Annotated in this window: 1 protein-coding gene; it reads right to left on the bottom strand. The window is 46.7% G+C overall.

Annotation, left to right across the window (positions count from 1 at the left end):
• On the bottom strand, window positions 1-259 hold a 259-nt coding region (locus AAEY62_RS23275), incomplete at both ends, for a 2-thiouracil desulfurase family protein (protein WP_350636807.1).

Here is a 259-nt window from a genome sequence, read left to right as displayed (position 1 = left end):
AGCTTGGGCTTTTAGCACAAAACACAAAGCCGCTTAACTCTTTCGCTTGTTCGGTAGCTACTTTAATACCGTAAGCAGTAAGTTGTGGGCCAACGTCGCCAGAACCATCAGGGCGACACACTTTTATTGTATCGCCTACTCGCACTTGGCGAATAGTTGGCCTTGGAATAGGTAAACCTACCGCCACCTCTGGGCAAAAGCGCGTATATTCAACATGCTTTGCAAACTCATCCATACAAAAGTTTGAGCGTTTATGGCC

The sequence above is a fragment of the Pseudoalteromonas sp. GW168-MNA-CIBAN-0100 genome, assembly GCF_040309225.1.
Lineage (GTDB): Bacteria > Pseudomonadota > Gammaproteobacteria > Enterobacterales > Alteromonadaceae > Pseudoalteromonas > Pseudoalteromonas arctica.
Note: the sequence above shows the minus strand (reverse complement) of the source record. Positions and strands in the feature narration are given on the sequence as shown.